Origin of the sequence: Kitasatospora arboriphila, assembly GCF_039528095.1 — a bacterium.
Lineage (GTDB): Bacteria > Actinomycetota > Actinomycetes > Streptomycetales > Streptomycetaceae > Kitasatospora > Kitasatospora arboriphila.
Genome location: NZ_BAAALD010000100.1, coordinates 1 through 14950 on the forward strand (window position 1 = coordinate 1; position 14950 = coordinate 14950).

A 14950-nucleotide genomic window follows, 5' to 3' on the forward strand; every position below is an offset into this window, starting at 1 on the left:
TCCAGCGGACCCTCCGGGCGTTTCGCTCTTTCGTGTTTCCAGCTTATCAGATCCGTTTGCCACCGTTTAACCGGCGCTTTACGTTCCCGACTTGCTGAGTTAACCATCGCCGCGTGGCGACCCGTGCAACGTTAGCCGGTCTCGACCCGAGCGCCAAATCGGGACGCGCCGCGGTCACTCGTACGGAGCACCCCTCTGGTGGGCGGCGGCTGCGGGCCGTCGGTGCGGGGCCATCGTCGGCACTCCCCCGCATGCCGTAGAGTGCGGCGCATCGACGCAGAGGACTAGACCACTTGAGTCGACGCAGACGCTTCACTGCTGTGTCGACGGGCCGGTGGCGGACGGTTCCGTGCCGCTGGAGCAGGGGGGTTTCCCCGCTCGGCGCACTCCGCCGTTACGTGCCGGTATGTCCGAAGTTGACATGATTTAGGCTTCAGCTGATGCCGATGCCGCTGCTCTGCGGCCGCACGCGCTGTACTCCGCACCTGGGAGGCTCCACCATGACCACTGTGACCTCGCCGCTCGCCGGGCGGGCCGTCGGGCTGGCCAACGTGCCGGACCCCGTGTTCTCCGGCGCGATGGTCGGGCCCGGAACCGCCATCGACCCGGTGCGCGAGCCCACCGAGGCGGTGGCACCGGTCGACGGGCTCGTGGTGTCCATGCACCCGCACGCCTTCGTCGTCGTGGACGCCGACGGCCACGGCGTGCTCACCCACCTCGGCATCGACACCGTCCAGCTCAACGGCGAGGGCTTCGAGCTGCTCGTCGGCAAGGGGGACGAGGTCAAGCGAGGCCAGCCGGTGATCCGCTGGAACCCGGCGGCCGTCGAGGCCGCCGGCAAGTCGCCGATCTCTCCGATCGTCGCGCTGGAGGCCTCCGCGGAGGCGCTCGCGGACGTGGCCGAGAGCGGTGAGATCACCCCCGGCGGCGAACTCTTCACCTGGAACTGACCCCCGCGCTGGCCGGGTGAAAGGAATCCCTGAACGTGGAACCGATGCTTCGCGGTGTAGGAGTCAGTCACGGGGTCGCCATCGGCCCCGTGCGGCACATGGGAACCGCCGTGCTGGAACCCCCGGCGACGCAGATCCCCAGTGAGGACGCCCCGCGGGAGCAGGCGCGCGCCCAGGCCGCGGTGGACGCGGTCGCGGCCGACCTGATCGCGCGCGGCAACCTGGCCGGCGGCGAGGCGCAGGCCGTCCTCGAGGCACAGGCGCTGATGGCGCAGGATCCGGAGCTGATGGCGGACGTCAGCCGGCGGATCGCGGTCGGCAGCAGTGCCGAGCGGGGTATCTACGACGCCTTCGCCGCGTACCGGGCGCTGCTCGCGGCCGCCGGCGACTACCTGGCCGGCCGGGTGGCCGACCTGGACGACGTGCGGAACCGGATCGTGGCGCGGCTGCTCGGCGTGCCGATGCCGGGCGTGCCGGACAGCGACGAGCCGTACGTGCTCTTCGCGCACGACCTCGCTCCGGCGGACACCGCGCTGCTGGACCCGACGCTGGTGCTCGGCTTCGTGACCGAGGAGGGCGGGCCGACCAGCCACAGCGCGATCCTGGCCCGGGCGCTGGGCGTGCCCGCCGTGGTGGCGCTGCCGGGCGCGACCGGGGTCGCCGAGGGTCTGGTCGTCGCGGTCGACGGCAGCAGCGGCGAGGTGCTGGTGAGCCCCTCGGTCGAGCGGCAGGAGGAGCTGCGCCGGCTGGCGGCCGAGCGGAAGGCCGCGCTGGCCGCGTCCTCCGGACCGGGCCGGACCTCGGACGGGCACCTGGTGCCGCTGCTGGCGAACATCGGCGGCCCGGCCGACCTGCCGGCGGCGCTGGAGGCCGAGGCGGAGGGCGTCGGCCTGTTCCGGACGGAGTTCCTCTTCCTCGACGACTCGGCGAAGGCACCGAGCGAGGAGAAGCAGTTCGAGGCGTACCGGAAGGTGCTGGAGGCCTTCCCGGAGCGCCGGGTGGTCGTGCGGGTGCTGGACGCCGGGGCCGACAAGCCGCTGGACTTCCTGACGCCGGCCGACGAGCCGAACCCCGCGCTGGGTGTCCGCGGTCTGCGGACGCTGCTGGACCACCCGGAGGTGATGGCGGCGCAGCTGCGCGCGCTCGCCCGGGCGGCCGAGGGGCTGCCGGTGCACCTGGAGGTCATGGCGCCGATGGTGGCGGACCGGCAGGACGCGAAGGCGTTCGCGGACGCCTGCCGGGAGGCCGGGCTGACCGCGAAGTTCGGTGCGATGGTGGAGATCCCGTCGGCGGCGCTGCGGGCGCGGTCGATCCTGCAGGAGGTCGAGTTCCTGTCGCTGGGGACGAACGACCTGGCGCAGTACACCTTCGCGGCGGACCGGCAGGTCGGTGCGGTGGCGCGGCTGCAGGACCCGTGGCAGCCGGCGTTGCTGGACCTGGTCGCGCTGTCGGCCGAGGCCGCGCTGGCGACCGGGAAGAGCTGCGGCGTGTGCGGTGAGGCGGCGGCCGACCCGCTGCTCGCCTGTGTGCTCACCGGGCTCGGGGTGACGAGCCTGTCGATGGGTGCCTCGTCGATCCCGTACGTGCGGACGGCGTTGGCCAAGGTCACGCTGGCGCAGTGCAGGCGTGCCGCGGCGGCGGCGCGGGCTGCGGACACCGCGGCCGACGCGCGTGCCGCGGCGCACCAGGTGCTGACCGGCGAGTAGACGCCCGGGGCAGGGCCGGGGCTCGCAGGGGCGCTTCCACCGTGGGGGTTGGAAGCGCCCCTGCTCGGCTGTCCGGGTCCGTCCGGCGACTGCCGGCGGGTCGGGCTCAGCCGCGGCGCTCGGCGCCCAGGTGCTCGAAGAACCGGAGGTGGTCGATGTTGTCGACCGAGCCCGGGTTGACCGCCTTCTCCAGCGGGGTGCCGGAGAGCAGCCGCTTCACGGGGACCTCGATGCGCTTGCCGGTGAGGGTGTGCGGCAGGCCGTTGACGGCGATGATCTCGTCCGGCACGTGGCGGGGCGAGAGCTGGGTGCGCAGTTCGGTGCGGACGCGGGCACGCAGCGAGTCGTCGAGGTCCGCGCCGGGGGCGAGGACGACGAAGAGCGGCATCCAGTAGCCGCCGTCGGGCTCCTCGACGCCGATGACCAGGGACTCCGCGATCTCGGGGAGGCGTTCGACGACCTCGTAGATGTCGGAGGAGCCCATCCGGACGCCCTGGCGGTTGAGGGTGGAGTCGGAGCGGCCGTGGATGACGACGGTGCCGCGCGAGGTGACGGTGATCCAGTCGCCGTGGCGCCAGACGCCCGGGTACATGTCGAAGTAGCTGTCGCGATAGCGGGTGCCGTCGGGGTCGTTCCAGAAGCCGATCGGCATGGAGGGCAGCGGCCCGGTGACGACGAGCTCGCCGACCTGGTCGGTGAGGGGGTGGCCCTGGACGTCCCAGGAGGCGACGGCGGCGCCGAGGCAGGGGGCCTGGATCTCGCCGAGGTGGACTGGGAGGGTGGGGACGCCGCCGACGAAGCAGCTGCAGACGTCGGTGCCGCCGCTGACGGAGGCGAGCCAGACGTCCTTCTTGACCTCGTCGTAGATCCATTGGAAGCCGTCGGGCGGCAGCGGGGAGCCGGTGGTGCCGAGGCAGCGGACGGCGGAGAGGTCGAGGTCGCGGCCGGGGTGGAGGTCGGCCTTGCGGCTGGCGATCACGTAGGCGGCGGAGGTGCCGAGGACGGTGGCGCGGGTGCGGGCGGCGACGGACCAGAGGGCGCCGGTGTCGGGGTGGCCGGGGCTGCCGTCGTAGGTGACGATCGTGGACCCGACGAGGAGGCCGGCGACGAGGAAGTTCCACATCATCCAGCCGGTGGACGTGTACCAGAGGAAGCGGTCCTCCGGGCCGAGGTCGAGGTGGAGCGCGGCCTGCTTGAGGTGCTCGACGAGGATGCCGCCCTGGCTCTGCACGATGGCCTTGGGCAGGCCGGTGGTGCCGGAGGAGTAGAGCACCCAGAGCGGGTGGTCGAAGGGGACGGGTTCGAAGACCGGCTCGTCGTCGCCGGCGACCAGCTCCGCCCAGTCGAGGGAGCCCTCGGGGGCGGGGGCGCCGAGCAGCGGGATGTGCACGACGGTGCGCAGCGTGGGGAGCTCGCGGCGGAGTTCGGCGACGACCTCGGTGCGGTCGTGGTCCTTGCCGCCGTAGTGGTAGCCGTCGATGGCGAAGAGGACGGTGGGCTCGATCTGCTGGAGGCGGTCGAGGACGCTGCGGGCGCCGAAGTCGGGGGCGCAGGACGTCCAGACGGCGCCGACGGCGGCGGTGGCGAGCAGGGCGACGATCGCCTGCGGGACGTTGGGCAGGTAGGCGCCGACCCGGTCGCCGGGGCGGACGCCGCGGGCGCGCAGCGCGGCGGCCAGCGAGCCGACCTGGCGGCGGAGCTCGGCCCAGGTGAGGGCGGCGGGCTGCTCGGTGGTCTCGTCGAGGTGGAGGATCGCGGGCTCGTCGGCCCGGTCGGTGTCCTCGGCGGCGCGCAGGGCGTGCTCGGCGTAGTTGAGGCGGGCGCCGGGGAACCAGCGGGCGCCGGGCATCGCCGGGTCGGCGAGGACGGCCTCGGGCGCGGTGGTGAAGCGGACGTCGAACCACTCGGTGACGGCCGTCCAGAAGCGCTCCAGGTCTTCGGTGGACCAGGCGTGCAGGGCGGCGTAGCGGGCGGCGGCCTGCTCGTCGTCGTCCGCGGGGGCGAGCGGGGCCGCCGGGGCGCCGTGGCGCTCGGCGGCCCAGGCCTGGAAGGCGACGATCTGCGCGGAGGCGGCGCGGGCCGGGTCGGGGCGCCAGAGCAGTCGGCCTTCGGGTGGGGTGCTCACGGTGGTGGTCTCCCAGGGTGGAGCGCCCCCGCCGGTGGCCGGGGGCGGTGGGCGGGGCTGCTCGTGGCGGGCGCCGCCCGCGTGGTGGCTGACGAGCAGACCTTGCCATGTGATCGTCGGGTGCGCCAGGGGCCCCCGCCGGTGGCCGGGCGCGGCGCTGCGGCACCGCGCCGGTGGCGACCGCCGGGGGTCAGACCAGGTGGGCGTAGTCGCCGTTGAACCAGGCGTGGGCCACCCGGGTGTGGAAGGGGAAGGCCAGCCGGGACGGGGTGGGGAGGAACTGCCAGCCCTCGGTCTCGGAGGTGGGGACGGAGGGCGGGAGCTCGCCGAGCCGTCGCGCGGGGAGCATGCCGAACAGGCAGAGGAAGCCGCCGGCGGTGTCGGAGTCGGTGGCGACCAGGGTGACCCGGGTGTGGTCGGCCTCGATGCCGGTCTCTTCGCGGAGCTCGCGGACGCAGGCCTGCTGCCAGCTCTCGCCGTAGTCGATGTAGCCGCCGGGGAGGGCGAGCTCGCCGTAGCCCGGCTCGATGGTGCGGCGGATGACGACCAGGCCCTCGGCCTCGGGTGAGACGACGGGCAGGAGGGTGACGACCACGGGCAGCGGGTTGCGGTAGCTGATCTCGTTGCAGCCGGGGCACGTCCGGGGCCAGGCGGCGGTGCCGGGGCTGTAGGGGGTGCCGCACCAGTGGCAGTGCGAGCCGGGGCCGTAGGTCTTCCGGTCGGCCTGGTCTGTGGTCATGGGGTGGATGGTACTGCGGTGGACGGCGGCTCGGCGGAGGTGTTTCTGACGGGACGTCGGGCCGTGGGACTCGAGGAGGACGGGGGTGCCGAGGCGGTCGGCGATCGCGTCGGACCAGTCCTGCGGGTCGGGGCCGGGGTCGGTCAGGGTGCCGGGGCGGGCGCGGAGGAGGGCCTCGGTGAGGCGGGCCTGGGCGTCGAGGTCGCCGGCCATGCCGGTGGTGACGGCGTGCAGGGGGGCGCCGTCCAGCTCGTAGCCGTCGCAGAGGCGCAGGTCGCGGTGGTGGGCGGGGGTGTCGAGGTGGGTGAGGGCGAGGGCGTCGGCGCCGCCGGTGGCGGCGAGGGCGTAGCGGTGGCCGGGGGTGTCGAAGTGGCCGGTGCGGAAGGCGCCCTGCCAGCGGCCGGTGGTGTTGTGGGGTTCGGGGAGGTCGAGGGCCTTGTCCTCGGTGGGGAGCGGGCCGGGGCCGTGGCGGGTGGTGTAGGTGCGCAGGACGCCGAGCCGGAGGGCGGCGGCGGGGGCTCCGGACTCGGCGAGCAGGGTCTCGGCGTTGGCGAAGGTGGTGGTGGACCAGGTGGTGTGGGGGTGGAAGCCGTGGTGCTCGTCGAGCAGGACGCCCTGGGCGCCCTCGAAGATCACCGGGCCGGTGCGCAGCAGGTGGGCGAGGTGGTCGCCGTCGGTGAGGCGGACCCGGGCGCCGAAGGCGGTGAAGGCCTCGGCGCAGTCGGCGGGCGGCGGGGCGGGGAGCTCGGCGGGGTCGAGGCCGAGCCGGTCGGCGAGGCGGTCGCGGAGCAGGGTGAGGAGGGTGAGCAGCCGGGCGGGGCGGGTGCAGTCGCCGGCGGTCGGGGCGTCCTCGGGGTGGTCCAGGGCGTAGCTCGCGGTCTCGCCGATGCCGAGGCCGCAGGAGCCGTGGCGGTCGGGGCCGCGGCGCTGTTCGCGGATGCGGTTGGCGGCGGCGTGGTACGGGGTGGTGAGCAGGGCGCGGCGGTCGACGGTGAGCAGGGCGAACGGGTCGGGGACGCCGAGGGTGGCCAGGTGGCGGGCCTCGGCGGCGAGGGCGAGCGGGTCGACCAGCATGAACCGGGAGAGGTGGGTGGGGACGCCGGCGAGGGTGCCCGAGCCGAACTGGGCGAAGGTGTGGTGGCGGCCGTCGTCGGTGACGACGTTGTGCGCGGCCTGGGCGCCGCCGTTGTGGCGGACGACGGCGCGGGCCGGGTGGGGGCTGTCGGGGCCGAGCGGGCCGCGGCAGAGGTGGTCGACGATCGTGCCCTTGCCCGCGTCCCCGTAGCCGAGGTCGCAGACGATGACGTGTCCGTCGAATCGTGGGTCGGTCACGGCGGTGCCCGTTCTGTGCGGGGTGCTGCGGCGGGTGGGTTCTGCGGCGGGTGGGTTCTGCGGCGGGTGGTGGCGGGCAGCGCTTGACCCGCGCTGCGGCCGGCCGGGGTCGGGCAGGCCGCAGCGTGGGTGGGGCGGGCGGTGCTCAGAGGCGGGTGGTGCCGGCTGTCGAGCGGTCGTCGGGGGCGAGCAGGGAGGTGCCGGGGACGGCCGCCTCCCTGCTGTGGCGGGCGAGCGAGTCCAGGGCCTTGCCGACGCTGGCGACGGCGCCGGAGCCGATGTCGGCGAGGTCGTCGAGGCCCTCCTGGAGGTCGATGGCCTCCTCACCGAGGCCGATGGTGAGGGCGATGGTCTCGCAGACGGCGTCGAGGTCGTCGAGCTCGATGACGTGCTGGCCGAGCAGCTTGCGCCAGGTGCCGAGGACCTCGGCGTTGCCCGCGTAGGCGGTGCCGGCCGGGAGGATGAAGTAGACGTGGTAGAGCTGCCGGAGCTCGGCGAGGATCGCGGTGACCGGGATGTCCTCCGGGATGTCCTCGCCGAGGACGGCCCGGACCTCGCGGGCCTTGACCTTGCCGTAGGGCAGTTCGTCGCCGATGAGGAAGAGGTAGCCCTTGCGGCCGCGGCGCTCGACGCAGTCGAGTGCGGTGTGGCGGGCCATGGCGTACATGGCGAGCTCGTAGGACTCGGTCATCTGCCCGCCGCCACCGCCCTCCAGCAGGATGTTGCCGAGGTTGTCGTCCATCCGGTTGTCGGACTCGAACTGGCCGAGCTGGAGCGGGACGCGGTCGCAGGTGGCGTCGCCGACGGCGCCGAAGAGGATCTGCGGGTCCTCGGTGTACCCCTTGCGCAGCAGCAGGCCGAAGAGCTCGGGGAGCTTGGTCTGCAAGGTCCGCGGGACGGTCTGCATGGAGCCGGTGACGTCGAAGAGGACGGCGATCGCCAGCGAGGCGGGGTGCTCGTCGGAGTCCCTGCTCTCGCGGACGGTGAGGGCGTGCGGGTCGAGGCTGGGGTGGGCCTTCCAGCCGGAGCGGGCGCCGCGGGTGGTGGCGTCGCTGTAGGCGAAGGCGCTGGCGCCGGTGCCTGCGCGGTAGTGCGCGGCGGCGTCGTAGACGTCGGTGGACCAGGTGCCGCTGCCCATCGGGGCCTCCTCAGGCGGTGGGTGGCAGGTGGAACGGCCGGAAGGTGCGCGGGCCGTAGAGGGTGTGGAGCAGTTCGTCGAGCTCGGCGAGGAGCTTCCAGGCGTCGTGCGGTCGGCGGGGCTCGGCGGGCAGGGTGCAGCCGGCGACGAAGGCGCGGAGCTGCCGCGGTGCCCGGTCGCCCATGAGCAGCTGGATGCAGCGGGTGGCGAGGTGGATGTCGGTGGCCTCGGTGACAGCCTGTCGGGCGGGGACCTCCGGCGGGTAGAGCGCGCGGTGGCGCTCGACCAGAGCGGGCGCGGGGGCGGGCGCGCCGGTGCCCGCGTAGCACCAGTCGACGAGGACGAGGCCGTGGTCGGCGGGGTGGACGAGGACGTGCTCGGGGAGGACCGCGCCGTGCCGGACCCCGGCGCGGTGGGCGTAGCCGAGCGCGACGAGCAGGCGGCGCCAGATCCAGGCGGCGTCCCGCGGGTCGAGGCCGTCGGGGTGGGCCGCGAGGACGTCGGTGAGCGGGCGCAGGCCCTCGCGGCGGACGAGGGCGTTGACCTGGCGCGGGGCACCGGCCGGGTCGGCGGTGTCCTGGTGGTGGAAGGTCTCCAGCAGGGTGGGGGCGTAGGCGTGGAAGCGGCGGTCGCCGTGGCGGGCGAGCCGGGTGAGGGCGGTGGCCTCGCGTTCGAGGAGGTCGTTGTCGAGGGCGCTGCGGGGGATCTTGAGCAGCACCTCGGTGCCGGACCCGGTGGTGGCGGCGCGCAGGACGGCGATGTCGCCGGTGGCCGCGACCGGGCCGAGCCGATAGGTGTGCCGGCCGGTGCGCAGCTCGGCGGTGGTGTCACCGGCGGGCCCCTGGTGCTGCTCCCAGAGCCGGCCGAGGGTGAGGAAGGCGGCGGTGGCACGGGGGCGGTCGGCGGCGGGTGCGGTGTCGGGGTGGAGGAGGCGGGCGAGGCGGCGGTAGCGCCGGGCCGCCTCGGCCGGGTCGGCGGGGAACAGCTCCGCCGGGCCGGTGGCGGTGAGGACGGCGGCGGCCGCGTCCGCGAAGGTGCGCGGTGCGGGGCCGGGCCCGGCAGGCGGCCGGGCGGTGCGCGGAGCCGTCATCGGATGTCGTCCTCGTGGGCGGGGCGCAGCAGCGGCGGGTGGAGGAGGCGGGCGTCGCCGGCGTGGTAGGTGCGGGCGCGCGGGCCGCCGCGGGTGCCGCCGCGTTCGGTGGTGGTGCCGGTGGACTCGACGAAGCCGGGTACGGAGAGCACCTTGCGGTGGAAGTTGCCGGCGTGCAGCCGCTCGCCCCAGACGGCCTCGTAGACGGCGCGCAGTTCGGGGATGGTGAAGTCGTGGCGGAGGAAGGCGGTGGCGAGCGGGCTGTACTCGATCTTGGCCCGGGCCCGGTCCAGGCCGTCCGCGAGGATCACGGCGTGGTCGAAGGCGAGCCGGGTGCCGGGGGGGGGGGGGGGGCCCCCCCCCGCGCCGGCCGCCGACGCCACCCCCGTGGGTGTCGGCGGCCGGCCCGGTGGTTCGGGAGGCGGTCAGGTCGAGTGCGGAGACCGGGTGCCAGGCGGCGGCCGCGGCGTCGGTGCCGGCCTGCGGATCGGGCAGGTCGGGGGCGAAGGCGAGGTAGGCGACGGAGACCACGTGCATGCGCGGGTCACGATCGGGGGCACCGTAGCTGCCGAGCTGCTCCAGGTGGATGCGGCTGAGGGTGGCGGCGGCCTCCAGGGTGCCCTGCAGGCCGGTCTCCTCGGCGAGCTCGCGGACGGCGGCGCCGGGGAGGTCCTCCTCTCCCGCGCGGAGGAAGCCGCCGGGCAGCGCCCAGCAGCCCTGGTAGGGCGGCTCGCCGCGCTCGACCAGCAGGACGTGCAGCTCGTCGGCGCGCAGCGTCAGGGCGACCACGTCGACGGTGACGGCGACGGGGGTGTAGGCACGCGGGTCGTAGGCCGCGAGCCAGGCGTGCTCGCCGCCGCCCGCGGTCTCGCCCGGGCCCCCGGTGTCGCTGTCGCCTGCCATGCCTGTGCCTGCCTTCGGTGGGAGCTGCGGTGCGCCCGTCGGACCGTCCGGCGGCCGAGCGACACCCGGGAGTTGTTCTCCAAGTGAGAACAACGTAGCGCAGCGGGCCGACGGCCGCCAGCCGATTTCGATCACTCGTACGGGTGGTTCGCCCCGGCGGCGGCCCGTACGGCCGGGTCGCGGGCCGATCCGCGCCCCGGGCCTCCGCGGCGGCCGCGGCCGCTCTACAGTTCAGGCATCCGCACCGGCCCTGCAGCAGGAGTCGGCCCGCGCCGCAGGAGGTGTCCCGTGCCCGCCGCTCCCCCGCCCGCCGCGCCGGGCGCCCGTCCGGGTTTCGCAGCCGCCCTGGCGGCGGGCCCGCTGGTCCTGGACGGCGGACTGTCCAACCAGCTGGCCGACGCCGGGCACGACCTCTCGGACGCCCTCTGGTCGGCCCGGCTGCTGGCGGACGCGCCGGAGGCGGTGACGGCGGCGCACCTGGGGTACTTCCGGGCCGGGGCCCAGGTCGCGATCACCGCCAGCTACCAGGCCTCGTTCGAGGGGTTCGCGCGCCGCGGGACGGGACGGGCCGAGGCGGAACGGCTGCTCGCGCTGAGCGTGCGCCTGGCCCGGGAGGCCGCGCGGCAGGCCGAGTCGGAGCGGGCGGAGGCAGCGCGGGCAGCGGCCCGGCAGGCGGGGCGGGCGGACGACGGGCGGGCGGAGGACGGGCGGGCGGCGCCGGCGCGGCCGGGCGCGATCGCCGCCGGTCCGCTGTTCGTGGCGGCGTCGGTGGGCCCGTACGGCGCGGTGCTGGCCGACGGGTCGGAGTACCGCGGCAGGTACGGGCTGGGCGTGGCGGAGCTGGAGCGCTTCCACCGGCCGCGGCTGGAGGTGCTGGCGGCGGCGGGCCCGGACGTGCTGGCGCTGGAGACCGTCCCGGACATGGTCGAGGCGGAGGCGCTGCTGCGGGCGGTCGACGGGCTGGGGGTGCCGGTGTGGCTGTCGTTCAGCGCGGAGGGCGGCCTGACCCGGGCGGGGCAGCCGCTGGAGGACGCGCTGGGAATGGCCGCGGGGGTGGACGCCGTGGTGGCGGTCGGGGTGAACTGCTGCAGCCCGGCCGACGCCGACCGGGCGGTGCCGGTGGCCGCGCGGGCGGCGGGCCTGCCGGTGGTGGTGTACCCCAACAGCGGCGAGGCGTGGGACGCCGCGGCCCGGGACTGGCGGGGCGGCCCGACGTTCCGTCCGGAGCGGGTGACGGGCTGGCTGGCGGACGGGGCGCGGCTGGTCGGCGGCTGCTGCCGGGTCGGCGAGCGGGAGATCGCGGGGCTCGCGCGCGCGGTGCGCGGTGCGGGGTGAACGGGTCCGCGCGGGGTGCGGAGTGATCGGAAAGGTGCGCGTCCGGCCGTCGGCCTGGCAGACTCGTGCCGTCAACACTTCGGTCGACAATGTCGACCGCCTGTCAGGGGAGGTAGCCAATGCCCGGCCCGATCCAGTCGCTCTCCCGGGCCGCCGCGATCATGCGCCTGCTGGCCGGCGGTGAGCGCCGGCTCGGGCTCTCCGAGGTCGCGACCGCGCTCGACCTGGCCAAGGGCACGGCCCACGGCATCCTGCGCACGCTGCAGCAGGAGGGCTTCGTCGAACAGGACCCGGAGAGCGGGAAGTACCAGCTCGGGGCCGAGCTGCTGCGGCTCGGCCAGAGCTACCTCGACGTGCACGAGCTGCGGGCGCGCGCCCTGGTGTGGGCGGACGACCTGGCCCGGGCCAGCGGCGAGACGGTCTACCTGGGCGTGCTGCACCAGCAGGGCGTGCTGATCGTGCACCACGTCTTCCGCCCGGACGACACCCGGCAGGTGCTGGAGGTCGGCTCGATGCAGCCGCTGCACTCCACCGCGCTGGGCAAGGTGCTGCTGGCCTACGACCCGGTCGCCCGCGGCCAGCTGGGCGACGGGCCGTACGAGCCCTACACGCTGCGCACACTGACCGATCCGGCGGACGTGGACGCGGAGTGCGCGCTGATCCGCGAGCGGGGCTGGGCCGACTCGATCGAGGAGACCTGGGAGGGGGTGGCGTCGATCGGTGCGCTGATCCAGGACCGGCGGCGCAACCCGGTCGGCGCGGTGTGCGTGAGCGGACCGGTGGAGACGGTGACGGAGGACGGCTTCGTGAAGCCGTCGCTGGTCGCCTCGGTGCGCAGCGCGGCCCGGGCGATCTCCCGGGACCTGGGCGCCGGACGGTTCTGACCCCTTCCGCGGCCCCGGGGCCACGGAGGACGTACGCGCGGGGCGCGGACGGGCGAGCAGCCCGTCCGCGCCCTTTCGCATGTCCACGGGCCCCTGGCGGCGCCCGGAGGGCCCCGGCTCACCCGTTCCGTGGACGGCCCGGGCCCGTTCGGCGCGTCCCTGCGCCCCCGTCCGTCACAGGTGCGTAACCCTGCCTTGACGTGGAGGGTGGCCGCGGTGGAAGCTTCCGCATGTCGGTCGACATTGTCGAACGGCGGCCGGGAAGATCCGCTCCCACTGCGCTCACCCGCACCGGATCGACCCGGCACACCTGCCCCCACCCGCACACGCACGTCCGGGCCATCAGGACAAGGGAGTCTCTGTGTCCGCTTTCTCCAACGGCGACATCTTCGTCGGCGAAACCCTCGGCACCGCCGCTCTGATACTCCTCGGCGGCGGCGTCTGCGCCGCGGTCACGCTCAAGAAGTCGAAGGCGATCAACGCCGGCTGGCTCGCCATCACCTTCGGCTGGGGATTCGCCGTCCTCATCGCCGCCTACATGTCGGCCCCCAAGTCCGGCGCCCACCTCAACCCGGCAGTCACCCTGGCCATCGCCGCCGACACCGGCGACTGGAGCAAGGTCCCGCTCTACATCGGCTCCCAGATGCTCGGCGCGTTCATCGGCGCCGTCCTGGTGTGGGTCACCTACCTCGGCCAGTTCCAGGCCAACGAGGAGCCCACCCTCGGCATCTTCTCGACCGGTCCCGAGATCCGGAACCCGATCCAGAACATGCTCACCGAGATCATCGGCACCTTCGTGCTCTGCCTCGCGATCCTCACCCAGGGCCTGAACAAGGGCCTCGGCCTCTCCGGCACCGGCATCCTGATCGTCGCGCTCACCGTGGTCGGCATCGGCCTGTCGCTCGGCGGCCCGACCGGCTACGCGATCAACCCGGCCCGCGACCTCGGGCCGCGCGTCGCCCACGCCCTGCTGCCGATCCCCAACAAGGGCAGCTCGGACTGGTCGTACGCGTGGATCCCGGTGGCCGGCCCGGCCATCGGCGGCCTGCTGGCCGGCGGTTTCTACCACATCGTCTTCTGAGCCCGACCGGGGTTTGCCCGGCACCCGCCCACGGGGACTGACCCCACGTCAGGCCCGCCCGTCCCTGCATCCCTCATCCAGATCGAGGACCCCATGACTTCTGGCACCACGCCCACCGGGAACTACATCGCCGCGATCGACCAGGGCACCACGTCCAGCCGCTGCATCATCTTCGGCGCCGACGGCCGGATCGTCGCCGTCGACCAGCAGGAGCACTCGCAGATCTTCCCGCAGCCGGGCTGGGTCGAGCACGACGCCGCCGAGATCTGGACCCGCGTCCAGTCGGTGATCCGCGGGGCCCTCGAGAAGGCCGGCCTCACCAAGGACGACATCCGCGCCATCGGCATCACCAACCAGCGCGAGACCACCGTGCTGTGGGACAAGAACACCGGTGAGCCCGTCCACAACGCGCTGGTCTGGCAGGACACCCGCACCGAGGCGCTCTGCCGCGAGCTCGGCCGCAACGTCGGCCAGGACCGCTACCGCCGCGAGACCGGCCTGCCGCTGGCCAGCTACTTCGCCGGCCCGAAGATCCGCTGGCTGCTGGACAACGTCGAGGGCCTGCGCGAGCGCGCCGAGGCCGGCGACATCCTCTTCGGCACCATGGACACCTGGGTCATCTGGAACCTGACCGGCGGCGTCGACGGCGGCAAGCACGTCACCGACGTGACCAACGCCAGCCGCACCATGCTGATGAACCTCCACACCCTGGAGTGGGACGAGAAGATCGCCGAGTCCATGGAGGTGCCGATGACGGTCCTCCCGGAGATCCGCTCCTCCGCCGAGGTCTACGGCCACGCGATCGGCGACCTGGAGGGCGTGCCCGTCGCCTCCGCGCTCGGCGACCAGCAGGCCGCGCTGTTCGGCCAGACCTGCTTCGACGAGGGCGAGGCCAAGTCGACCTACGGCACCGGCACCTTCCTGCTGCTGAACACCGGCGAGAAGGTCGTCAACTCCTACCACGGCCTGCTGACCACGGTCGGCTACCGGATCGGCGACCAGAAGCCGGTCTACGCCCTGGAGGGCTCGATCGCCGTCACCGGTTCGCTGGTGCAGTGGCTGCGCGACCAGCTGGGCATCATCTCGACCGCGGCCGAGATCGAGACCCTCGCCTCCACCGTCGAGGACAACGGCGGCGCCTACTTCGTCCCGGCCTTCTCCGGCCTGTTCGCCCCGTACTGGCGCTCCGACGCCCGCGGTGTGATCGCCGGTCTGACCCGGTACGTGACCAAGGGCCACCTGGCCCGGGCCGTGCTGGAGGCCACCGCCTGGCAGACCCGCGAGGTCGTCGACGCCATGCAGAAGGACTCCGGCGTGGAGCTCACCGCCCTCAAGGTCGACGGCGGCATGACCTCCAACAACCTGCTGATGCAGAACATCGCGGACGTCCTGGACGCCCCGGTCGAGCGCCCCTACGTCGCTGAGACCACGGCGCTGGGCGCGGCCTACGCGGCGGGCCTCGCGGTCGGCTTCTGGAGCGACCTCGACACCCTGCGGGCCAACTGGCACCGCGCCGCCGAGTGGACCCCGCGGATGGACGAGGCCACCCGCGACCGCGAGTACAAGAAGTGGCTCAAGGCCGTGGAGCGCACCATGGGCTGGGTCGAGGAGGACGAGCAGAGCTGACGAACAGCCGGCCGGGGGGGGGGCCCGCCCCCCCGCCGCCC

The 14950-nt window shown here is 74.4% G+C and carries 11 protein-coding genes and 1 pseudogene; 6 read left to right on the top strand and 6 right to left on the bottom strand.

The annotated features are described in order from the left end of the window. Positions 1 to 500 precede the first annotated feature (500 nt). Positions 501 to 950, top strand: a complete 450-nt coding sequence (locus ABD353_RS33040) for a PTS sugar transporter subunit IIA (protein WP_344627375.1) — start codon at positions 501 to 503, stop codon at positions 948 to 950. A 35-nt stretch (positions 951 to 985) separates the two neighbouring features. Beyond that, the gene (gene ptsP, locus ABD353_RS33045; RefSeq protein ID WP_344627376.1) at positions 986 to 2656 is read left to right on the top strand and encodes a phosphoenolpyruvate--protein phosphotransferase; all 1671 of its coding nucleotides are present in this window, start codon (positions 986 to 988) and stop codon (positions 2654 to 2656) included. 106 nt (positions 2657 to 2762) lie between these two features. On the opposite strand, the gene ABD353_RS33050 is transcribed toward ptsP, so the two are convergent. From ABD353_RS33050 to ABD353_RS40615, 6 genes and pseudogenes are all read right to left on the bottom strand, one after another. Beyond that, on the bottom strand, positions 2763 to 4781 hold the full coding sequence (locus ABD353_RS33050) for an acetoacetate--CoA ligase (RefSeq protein ID WP_344627377.1): 2019 nt from the start codon (positions 4779 to 4781) through the stop codon (positions 2763 to 2765). 190 nt (positions 4782 to 4971) lie between these two features. Further along, positions 4972 to 6852: an adenylosuccinate synthetase gene (locus ABD353_RS33055; RefSeq protein WP_344627378.1), complete on the bottom strand. Its 1881-nt coding sequence runs from the start codon at positions 6850 to 6852 to the stop codon at positions 4972 to 4974. A gap of 145 nt (positions 6853 to 6997) precedes the next feature. Next, positions 6998 to 7990: a hypothetical protein gene (locus tag ABD353_RS33060; RefSeq protein ID WP_344627379.1), complete on the bottom strand. Its 993-nt coding sequence runs from the start codon at positions 7988 to 7990 to the stop codon at positions 6998 to 7000. A 10-nt stretch (positions 7991 to 8000) separates the two neighbouring features. After that, complete coding sequence (locus tag ABD353_RS33065) at positions 8001 to 9080, bottom strand: serine/threonine-protein kinase (RefSeq protein WP_344627380.1); 1080 nt, start codon at positions 9078 to 9080, stop codon at positions 8001 to 8003. Beyond that, on the bottom strand, positions 9077 to 9391 hold the full coding sequence (locus ABD353_RS40610) for an NrtR DNA-binding winged helix domain-containing protein (protein WP_425555303.1): 315 nt from the start codon (positions 9389 to 9391) through the stop codon (positions 9077 to 9079). The genes ABD353_RS33065 and ABD353_RS40610 overlap by 4 nt, the downstream gene beginning before the upstream one ends. A gap of 181 nt (positions 9392 to 9572) precedes the next feature. After that, positions 9573 to 9983: pseudogene (locus tag ABD353_RS40615) on the bottom strand (NUDIX domain-containing protein); the annotation flags it as partial. A gap of 288 nt (positions 9984 to 10271) precedes the next feature. Here ABD353_RS40615 and mmuM point away from each other — a divergent pair. The 4 genes from mmuM to glpK all read left to right on the top strand — a co-directional run bounded on the left by mmuM (position 10272) and on the right by glpK (position 14909). Next, positions 10272 to 11318 carry a homocysteine S-methyltransferase gene (gene mmuM, locus ABD353_RS33075; RefSeq protein ID WP_344627381.1) on the top strand — a complete coding sequence of 349 codons (1047 nt, stop codon included), beginning with the start codon at positions 10272 to 10274 and terminating at the stop codon, positions 11316 to 11318. Positions 11319 to 11437: 119 nt separating this feature from the next. After that, positions 11438 to 12202, top strand: coding sequence for an IclR family transcriptional regulator (locus ABD353_RS33080; protein ID WP_344627382.1), 765 nt, complete (start codon positions 11438 to 11440; stop codon positions 12200 to 12202). A 361-nt stretch (positions 12203 to 12563) separates the two neighbouring features. After that, on the top strand, positions 12564 to 13283 hold the full coding sequence (locus ABD353_RS33085) for an MIP/aquaporin family protein (protein ID WP_344627383.1): 720 nt from the start codon (positions 12564 to 12566) through the stop codon (positions 13281 to 13283). Positions 13284 to 13376: 93 nt separating this feature from the next. Beyond that, positions 13377 to 14909 carry a glycerol kinase GlpK gene (glpK, locus tag ABD353_RS33090; protein WP_344627384.1) on the top strand — a complete coding sequence of 511 codons (1533 nt, stop codon included), beginning with the start codon at positions 13377 to 13379 and terminating at the stop codon, positions 14907 to 14909. Positions 14910 to 14950: the final 41 nt, after the last annotated feature.

What these genes read in the sequence shown, in the direction of transcription:
- ABD353_RS33040 (WP_344627375.1), top strand. Translation starts at nt 501, where the DNA reads ATGACCACTGTGACCTCGCCGCTCGCCGGGCGGGCCGTCGGGCTGGCC.
- ABD353_RS33060 (WP_344627379.1), bottom strand. Translation starts at nt 7,990, where the DNA reads ATGGGCAGCGGCACCTGGTCCACCGACGTCTACGACGCCGCCGCGCAC.
- ABD353_RS33065 (WP_344627380.1), bottom strand. Translation starts at nt 9,080, where the DNA reads ATGACGGCTCCGCGCACCGCCCGGCCGCCTGCCGGGCCCGGCCCCGCA.
- ABD353_RS33080 (WP_344627382.1), top strand. Translation starts at nt 11,438, where the DNA reads ATGCCCGGCCCGATCCAGTCGCTCTCCCGGGCCGCCGCGATCATGCGC.
- glpK (WP_344627384.1), top strand. Translation starts at nt 13,377, where the DNA reads ATGACTTCTGGCACCACGCCCACCGGGAACTACATCGCCGCGATCGAC.